Origin of the sequence: Pseudomonas sp. 44 R 15 (assembly GCF_900004965.1) — a bacterium.
Taxonomy (GTDB): domain Bacteria; phylum Pseudomonadota; class Gammaproteobacteria; order Pseudomonadales; family Pseudomonadaceae; genus Aquipseudomonas; species Aquipseudomonas orientalis_A.
The window spans coordinates 1-7,231 of the sequence record NZ_CVTU01000087.1; the positions used below are offsets into that span (position 1 = coordinate 1).

A 7,231-nucleotide genomic window follows, 5' to 3' on the forward strand; every position below is an offset into this window, starting at 1 on the left:
CCCGCCGTTGCGTGTGTTGATCGACGGCCGTCTGCGGGTGCCGCTCGATGCGCCGTTCTTCAAGGCGGGCCCGGCTTTGGTCATCACCTGCGTAACCCCGGAAAACCAGTTCCCCCGTGGTCCCGAGTGCCTGGTGGTACCGGGTGTGGAGGGCCAGGTCGACCTGCGATCGGCGCTGGTGGCGCTTGCCAACCGAGGCGTCAACGAAGTGCTGGTGGAAGCCGGCCCGAGCCTGGCGGGCGCGTTTGCCCAGCAAGGGCTGGTCGACGAGTACGTGATTTTCGTCGCCGGCAAGTTCCTCGGTTCCGCTGCCCGCCCCTTGCTGGACTGGCCGCTTGAGAAGCTGGCCGATGCTCCCCACCTCAAGATCACTGACATGCGTGCCGTGGGCGACGACTGGCGAGTCACTGCCATTCCCGTGCCTGCGGCGAGCGTATAATTCCCGGCCCGCGCTTGAGCGTCAGCCCCCCGTTTTCAGGAGAACGACATGTTCACCGGCATTATCGAGTCCATCGGCAGCATCCGTGCAATGACCCCCAAAGGCGGCGATATTCGCCTGCTGGTTGAAACCGGCAAGCTCGACCTGGGCGACGTCAAGCTGGGCGACAGCATCGCCGTCAGCGGTGTGTGCCTGACCGTCGTCGAGTTGCCGGGCAACGGCTTCGCTGCCGATGTGAGCCGCGAGACCCTGGACTGCACCGCGATGAACGATCTTGCGGCCGGCAGCCCGGTCAACCTGGAAAAAGCCCTGACGCCCACCACGCGCCTGGGCGGCCACCTGGTCAGCGGGCATGTCGACGGCGTCGGCGAAGTCGTGGCCCGCAGCGAGAACGCGCGCGCCGTGGAATTTCGTATCCGCGCGCCGAAAGAGCTGGCCAAGTACATCGCCCATAAAGGCTCGATCACCGTCGACGGCACCAGCCTGACCGTGAACGCCGTGAATGGCGCCGAATTCGAACTGACCATCATTCCCCACACCCTCAGCGAAACCATCATGGCCTCCTACCAGCCAGGCCGGCGGGTGAACCTGGAAGTGGACTTGCTTGCCCGTTACCTGGAGCGCCTGTTGCTGGGCGAAAAGGCCGCAGAGCCTGCATCAGGTACCATCACCGAAAGTTTTCTGGCCGCTAACGGCTACCTGAAATCCTGACCAAGGGGGTGCCGCGTGGCGCTCAATAGCATCGAAGAACTGGTTGAAGACATCCGCCAAGGCAAGATGGTCATCCTGATGGATGACGAAGATCGCGAGAACGAAGGCGACATCATCATGGCCGCCGAGGCGTGCAAGGCCGAGCACATCAACTTCATGGCCAAGCACGCCCGTGGGTTGATCTGCATGCCCATGAGCCGCGAACGCTGCGAATTGCTCAAGCTGCCGTTGATGGCGCCGCGTAATGGCTCGGGCTTCGGCACCAAGTTCACCGTATCGATTGAAGCCACCACCGGCGTTACCACCGGCATCTCCGCCGCCGACCGTGCGCGCACCGTGCAGGCCGCTGCTGCGAAAGACGCCAAGGCTGAAGACATCGTCAGCCCCGGCCACATCTTCCCGCTGATGGCCCAGCCGGGCGGCACCCTGGCGCGTGCGGGGCACACCGAAGCCGCGTGCGACCTGGCGCGCATGGCCGGGTTCGAGCCGAGCGGGGTGATCTGCGAGGTGATGAACGACGACGGCACCATGGCCCGTCGCAGTGAACTCGAAGCGTTTGCCGCCGAGCACAACCTCAAGATCGGCACCATTGCCGACCTGATTCACTACCGCATGATCCACGAACGTACCGTTCAGCGGATTGCCGAGCAGCCGCTCGACAGCGAACTGGGCCACTTCAATCTGGTGACCTACCGTGATTCAGTGGAAGGCGACGTGCACATGGCGCTGACCCTGGGCACCATTTGCGCCGAAGAGCCGACCCTGGTGCGCGTCCACAACATGGACCCGCTGCGCGACCTGCTGATGGTCAAGCAGCCCGGCCGCTGGAGCCTGCGCGCGGCCATGGCCGCGGTTTCCGAGGCGGGCAGTGGCGTGGTGCTGTTGCTTGGCCACCCGCTGGATGGCGATGTACTGCTGGCGCATATCCGCGAAACGGCCGACCACGTGCCGGTGAAAAAACCGACCACCTACAGCATCGTCGGTGCCGGTTCGCAGATCCTGCGCGACCTCGGTGTACGCAAAATGCGCCTGATGAGCGCACCCATGAAATTTAATGCGATATCCGGTTTCGATCTGGAAGTTGTAGAATACGTGCCCTCCGAATAAAGGCTGGCGATTCCTGCCCCTTGTTCGCGGTTAAATCATCACTGAGGGACGCACTTTTCGCGTCCCGGCTCTTTAAGAGATTTGTCGAATGACCCTGAAGACCATCGAAGGTACCTTCATCGCCCCCAAAGGCCGCTATGCCCTGGTGGTTGGCCGCTTCAACAGCTTCGTGGTTGAAAGCCTGGTAAGCGGTGCCGTTGACGCCCTGGTTCGCCACGGTGTGAGCGAGAGCGACATCACCATTATCCGTGCCCCTGGCGCCTTCGAAATTCCACTGGTTGCGCAAAAGGTTGCCCAGCAGGGTGAATACGCAGCAATCATCGCCCTGGGCGCGGTCATTCGTGGCGGTACCCCGCACTTCGAATACGTGGCCGGCGAATGCACCAAGGGCCTGGCCCAGGTGTCCATGGAGTTCGGCGTGCCCGTCGCTTTCGGCGTGCTGACCGTTGACTCCATCGAGCAAGCCATCGAGCGCTCCGGCACCAAGGCCGGTAACAAAGGCGCTGAAGCTGCCCTGTCCGCCCTGGAAATGGTCAGCCTGCTGTCGCAGTTGGAGGCCAAGTGATTTCCGACGAAAGCGATCGTTTCAACCCACGCGACGAGCGTCCAGCCGACGCCGGCAAGCCTTCGAAAAGCGAAAAGCGTCGTGCTGCGCGCCAGCTGGCGACCCAGGCGCTGTACCAGCGCCACATGGCTGGCACTGCGCTGAACGAAATCGAAGCGCAATTTCGCGTCGATAACGATTTCACCTTCGCTGACCAGAGCTACTTCCACGACATCCTGCACGGTGTTCCGGCCAACCTGGACGAGATCGACAAGGCCTTGGCGCCCTGCCTGGACCTGACCCTCGAAGAGCTGGATCCGGTTGAACTGGCCGTGCTGCGCCTGTCCACCTGGGAACTGCTCAAGCGCGTCGACGTGCCGTACCGCGTGGTGATCAACGAAGGCATCGAACTGGCGAAAGTCTACGGTTCGACCGACGGCCACAAGTTCGTCAATGGCGTGCTCGACAAGCTGGCCCCGCGCCTGCGGGAAGCCGAAGTGAAGGAACACAAGCGCTAAGTTGCGCTTGTGGCCTTGATGGGTGAGTTCGAGCTGATCCGCAACTATTTCGCCGCCGCGCCCTGCGCGCAAGGCGGCGAAGGCATTGCCCTGGGGATCGGCGACGACTGCGCCTTGCTGGCGCTCCCCGCCGGGGAGCAACTGGCAGTCTCCACTGACACCTTAGTGGCCGGCGTACACTTTGCCGACCCGTGTGACCCGTTCCTGCTCGGCCAGCGCTCGCTGGCCGTGGCAGTGAGCGACCTGGCCGCCATGGGCGCCCATCCCCTCGCGTTTACCCTTGCCCTGACCACGCCGACCGTCGATGCCGACTGGTTGCAACGCTATGCCCAGGGTTTGAACGCCATGGCGCAACGCTGCGGCGTGGGCCTGGTGGGCGGCGACACCACGCGCGGGCCGCTGAGCCTGACCTTGACCGTGTTCGGTCGCGTGCCGGCCGGGCTGGCCTTGACGCGCGGCGGTGCACGGCCCGGTGATCTGTTGTGTGTCGGTGGCGAATTGGGCAACGCGGCCGGGGCGTTGCCGCTGGTGTTGGGCCAGCGCAGCGCGCAAGCGGCCATCGCCGAACCGCTGCTCGCCCACTACTGGTCACCGCAACCGCAACTGGCCTTGGGGCTGGCGCTGCGGGGCAAAGCGACGTCAGCCATGGATATCTCCGACGGGCTGCTGGCCGATTGCGGGCATATCGCCAGGGCATCGGCTGTCAGCCTGTTGATCGAGCGCGACACCTTGCCGTTGTCGGCGGCGTTGCTGGCGTTTGTCGGTCGCGACGAGGCGCACGTAGCCGCGTTGAGCGGCGGCGATGACTATGTGCTGGTGTTCACCTTGCCGCCGGCCGAACTGGCGCCGTTGCGGGCGGGCGGCTGGCCGGTCCATGTAATCGGTCGGGTCCAAGCGGGGCAGGGCGTGACACTGCTCGACGCCAACGGACAAGACATCACTCCGGCCGTGCACGGCTATCAGCATTTTCATCAGCTGCTGTAGTCGGCGCTGCTGCGTTACCCTTCATATGAATATCTCCACGTAGGAAGTCATCCTTATGAGTGTGCGCTGCTGGCTGCTGATCATGCTGTGCGTCATGACCCCTGCGCTTGAGGCGGACGAAGCCCGGTTGCCCGGCAAGATCGTCCTGGCCAGCGAGGAGTGGAGCAACTACACCAACAGGGATGGCAGCGGCCTGGCCTGGGACGTGTTACGCCAGGTGTTCGAACCGGCCGGCGTCGCCCTGCAAGTCCGCAGCGCGCCCTATACCCGCTCGGTCGGCTTGGCCCAGCGTGGCGAGGTGGACGGTTGGGTCGGTTCCTACCGCGACGAAGCCGAGCACGTACTTTATCCGCACTGGCACTTTGACTCCGATCATATCTACGCCCTCGGTCTGGCAACGCTGCCCACGCCGAGCCTGGCGACGCTCGGTGATTACCGCCTGGCCTGGGTGCGTGGCTACAAATACGAGAAATACCTGCCGAACGTGCGTCGGTTCAACCAGGTCGAGCGCCGCGACGGTATCCTGTCGATGCTGCAGCATGGCCATGCAGACCTCTACATTGAGTCGCTCACCGAAGCCGAGTATGTGCTCAGTCAGGCCGACGATCCGTCGCGGTTCACACTCACCCACCTCACGGAACTGCCGCTCTACGTGGGCTTTGCCGATAACGAACGTGGGCGGGCACTGAGGACCTTGTACGACCAGCGCATGGCCGTGCTGGTGAAAACCGGCGACTTGAAGCCGATTTTTCAACGCTGGAAGCAGCCGTATCCGTTCTGACCTGCATAGAACCAAGCCGAAGGCCAATCGAACCTATTGATCTTTATCAGCGATCATTCAGCTTAAGCGTCTGTAGGAACAGGCTGTTACAATGGCCGCCTCTGTGAAATCTGAAATCAGGAGCACACGGTGCCCGTCGTTTTCGTCGCCGCTTCCAAGCTGCCTACTCCCTTTGCCACGTTCACCATGCATGGCTTTCTCGAAGAAGCCACCGGGCGCGAGCACATTGTGCTCAGCCTGGGCGATATCGCTGATGGTGCGCCGGTGCTGGGCCGCGTGCATTCCGAATGCCTGACCGGCGACGCGCTGTTCAGCCAGCGCTGCGACTGCGGTTCGCAATTGGAAGCTGCGCTGCAGGCTATCGCCCGCGAGGGCTGTGGCGTGCTGCTGTATTTGCGTCAGGAAGGCCGTGGCATCGGCTTGTTGAACAAGATCCGCGCCTATGAATTGCAAGATGGCGGTGCCGACACCGTGGAAGCCAACGAGCGCCTGGGCTTTGCCGCCGACCAGCGTGACTACGCCATCTGCCTGCCGATGCTTGAGCATCTGGGCGTGAAGTCGCTGCGCCTGATGACCAACAACCCGCGCAAGGTCAAAGCCTTGACCGAAATGGGCATCACCGTGGCCGAGCGTGTGCCGCTGCATACCGGGCACAACCCGCACAACAAACTGTACCTGGCCACCAAAGCCAGCAAGCTCGACCACATGATGGGCAACGAGCATCAGGGCGAGGTCGACCGCGCGTGACCCGCGGCCAGGTGAAACGTCGACTGTCCTTCAACTGGTGGCAGTACCTGGCCCTGGCATTGCTCCCATTGTTTGTGATCAACCTGGTGTTCGGCCGCGCCGAGTCCTTGCTTCCCGTACTGGCCATGCCGTTGTTTATCGCCGGCGTGGCCTCGATGTTTCTCAGCCTGCGTTATTTTCACGGCTATAAACATGCGTTGATCTCCACCTCCAAGGCCCTCGATACTGCCGAAGAACCTGCCGCCTGGATCACCCTGGCGGCGCGTCGACGTACAGCCTTGCTGGTGGCTGCGCTGCCGGCCTGGATCGGCGCGTTGGCGGTGTTCGTCGGTCTGGAAGCGGTGCCGCTGTGCTTGCTGGCGCTGTCGACGACGGTGCTGTTTTACCTCTATCGCATTCCGCGTCAGTTGGGATGAAACGCTACTGGTTGGCGTTGTTGCTGGGGTTCAGCGTTCAGGTGTTGGCCGCCGAGCGCGTTGTCAGTCTGGCGCCGTCGCTGTCTGAAATCGTCGTCGAACTGGGCGCTGCCGATCTCTTGGTGGGTGTGCTCGATGGCGGCGAGCGGCCGTCGGCCCTTGCGCAGGTGCCATCGGTCGGGCGTTACGGCCAGTTGGACATGGAGCGCCTGCTCAGCCTCAATCCCGACCTGATCCTGCTCTGGCCCGGCAGCGTCGGCCCGGCTCAGCGCGAGCAATTGCAGCGCCTGAATATCCCGGTGTACGTTGCCGAACCCCATGACCTTGAACAATTGACCCGTCAGGTCCAGGCCATTGCCGAGCAATTGGGGCGTGCCGACGCCGGCCTGGCCTTGGCCGATCAACTGCGCCAGCGCCTCGCCGAACTGCGCCAGCGCTATCGGCGCGCCGAGCCGTTGCGCGTGTTTTACCAGGTCTGGAACCAGCCGCTGTACACCGTGGGCGGCGAGCAGATTATCAGTGATGCGTTGAAGGTGTGCGGGGCGCGCAATGTGTTTGACGACCTCACGCTGCCGGCGCCGCAGGTGAGTATTGAGTCAGTGTTGCAGCGTGATCCGCAGTTGATCCTGGTGGGCGATCAGGCGCAGCGGGAGGCCTGGAAGGTCTGGCCGAGCCTGTTCGAGCGCGTGCGGTTGGTACCGGACAAGGGCCTGGAGCGGCCCAGTGGGCAGATGCTGGAAGCGGTGGCGCGGTTGTGTCAGGTGATTGCGCCGAGCCTCTGACATCGTTATCGCAGGCAAGCCAGCTCCCACAGGGGAATGCATTTCAAGTGTGGGAGGGGGCTTGCTCCCGATGGCGGCCTCTGGGCCGACCAGGATGCTGGATTGGAGCGGGTACATATCCGTTTCTGCGGTAACGGCTGCTATGGGTTCCGCTTTTACAGCGGCTCACTTTTGAAAAGCGCAAAAGTAAGCAAAACGCTCT

The 7,231-nt window shown here is 63.1% G+C and carries 10 protein-coding genes; all 10 read left to right on the plus strand.

What is annotated here, in order from left to right; all coding sequences use genetic code 11:
* Positions 1 to 439 (plus strand): RibD family protein (locus BFP93_RS11230; protein ID WP_141687968.1); only part of this gene is annotated, 439 nt, incomplete at its 5' end.
* 48 nt (positions 440 to 487) lie between these two features.
* Complete coding sequence (locus tag BFP93_RS11235) at positions 488 to 1,150, plus strand: riboflavin synthase (RefSeq protein WP_065888387.1); 663 nt, start codon at positions 488 to 490, stop codon at positions 1,148 to 1,150.
* Positions 1,151 to 1,165: 15 nt separating this feature from the next.
* On the plus strand, positions 1,166 to 2,257 hold the full coding sequence (gene ribBA / locus BFP93_RS11240) for a bifunctional 3,4-dihydroxy-2-butanone-4-phosphate synthase/GTP cyclohydrolase II (protein WP_065893131.1): 1,092 nt from the start codon (positions 1,166 to 1,168) through the stop codon (positions 2,255 to 2,257).
* An 88-nt stretch (positions 2,258 to 2,345) separates the two neighbouring features.
* Positions 2,346 to 2,822 (plus strand): 6,7-dimethyl-8-ribityllumazine synthase, encoded by a 477-nt coding sequence (gene ribE, locus BFP93_RS11245; protein WP_003176356.1) that lies wholly within the window; start codon positions 2,346 to 2,348, stop codon positions 2,820 to 2,822.
* A complete protein-coding gene (gene nusB, locus BFP93_RS11250) occupies positions 2,819 to 3,319 on the plus strand; it encodes a transcription antitermination factor NusB (protein ID WP_065888385.1) in 501 nt (166 codons plus the stop codon). The genes ribE and nusB overlap by 4 nt, the downstream gene beginning before the upstream one ends.
* An 18-nt stretch (positions 3,320 to 3,337) precedes the next feature.
* The gene (gene thiL, locus BFP93_RS11255) at positions 3,338 to 4,303 is read left to right on the plus strand and encodes a thiamine-phosphate kinase (protein WP_065893132.1); all 966 of its coding nucleotides are present in this window, start codon (positions 3,338 to 3,340) and stop codon (positions 4,301 to 4,303) included.
* 55 nt (positions 4,304 to 4,358) lie between these two features.
* Complete coding sequence (locus tag BFP93_RS11260; RefSeq protein ID WP_065893133.1) at positions 4,359 to 5,084, plus strand: substrate-binding periplasmic protein; 726 nt, start codon at positions 4,359 to 4,361, stop codon at positions 5,082 to 5,084.
* A 129-nt stretch (positions 5,085 to 5,213) separates the two neighbouring features.
* Positions 5,214 to 5,831, plus strand: a complete 618-nt coding sequence (gene ribA, locus BFP93_RS11265) for a GTP cyclohydrolase II (protein ID WP_065893134.1) — start codon at positions 5,214 to 5,216, stop codon at positions 5,829 to 5,831.
* On the plus strand, positions 5,828 to 6,247 hold the full coding sequence (locus BFP93_RS11270; protein ID WP_065893135.1) for an MFS transporter: 420 nt from the start codon (positions 5,828 to 5,830) through the stop codon (positions 6,245 to 6,247). The genes ribA and BFP93_RS11270 overlap by 4 nt, the downstream gene beginning before the upstream one ends.
* Entirely contained in the window at positions 6,244 to 7,029 is a 786-nt protein-coding gene (locus tag BFP93_RS11275; protein ID WP_065893136.1) for a cobalamin-binding protein, read from the plus strand. The genes BFP93_RS11270 and BFP93_RS11275 overlap by 4 nt, the downstream gene beginning before the upstream one ends.
* Positions 7,030 to 7,231 lie beyond the last annotated feature (202 nt).

What these genes read in the sequence shown, in the direction of transcription:
- ribE (WP_003176356.1), top strand. Translation starts at nt 2,346, where the DNA reads ATGACCCTGAAGACCATCGAAGGTACCTTCATCGCCCCCAAAGGCCGC.
- thiL (WP_065893132.1), top strand. Translation starts at nt 3,338, where the DNA reads ATGGGTGAGTTCGAGCTGATCCGCAACTATTTCGCCGCCGCGCCCTGC.
- BFP93_RS11235 (WP_065888387.1), top strand. Translation starts at nt 488, where the DNA reads ATGTTCACCGGCATTATCGAGTCCATCGGCAGCATCCGTGCAATGACC.
- BFP93_RS11260 (WP_065893133.1), top strand. Translation starts at nt 4,359, where the DNA reads ATGAGTGTGCGCTGCTGGCTGCTGATCATGCTGTGCGTCATGACCCCT.
- BFP93_RS11275 (WP_065893136.1), top strand. Translation starts at nt 6,244, where the DNA reads ATGAAACGCTACTGGTTGGCGTTGTTGCTGGGGTTCAGCGTTCAGGTG.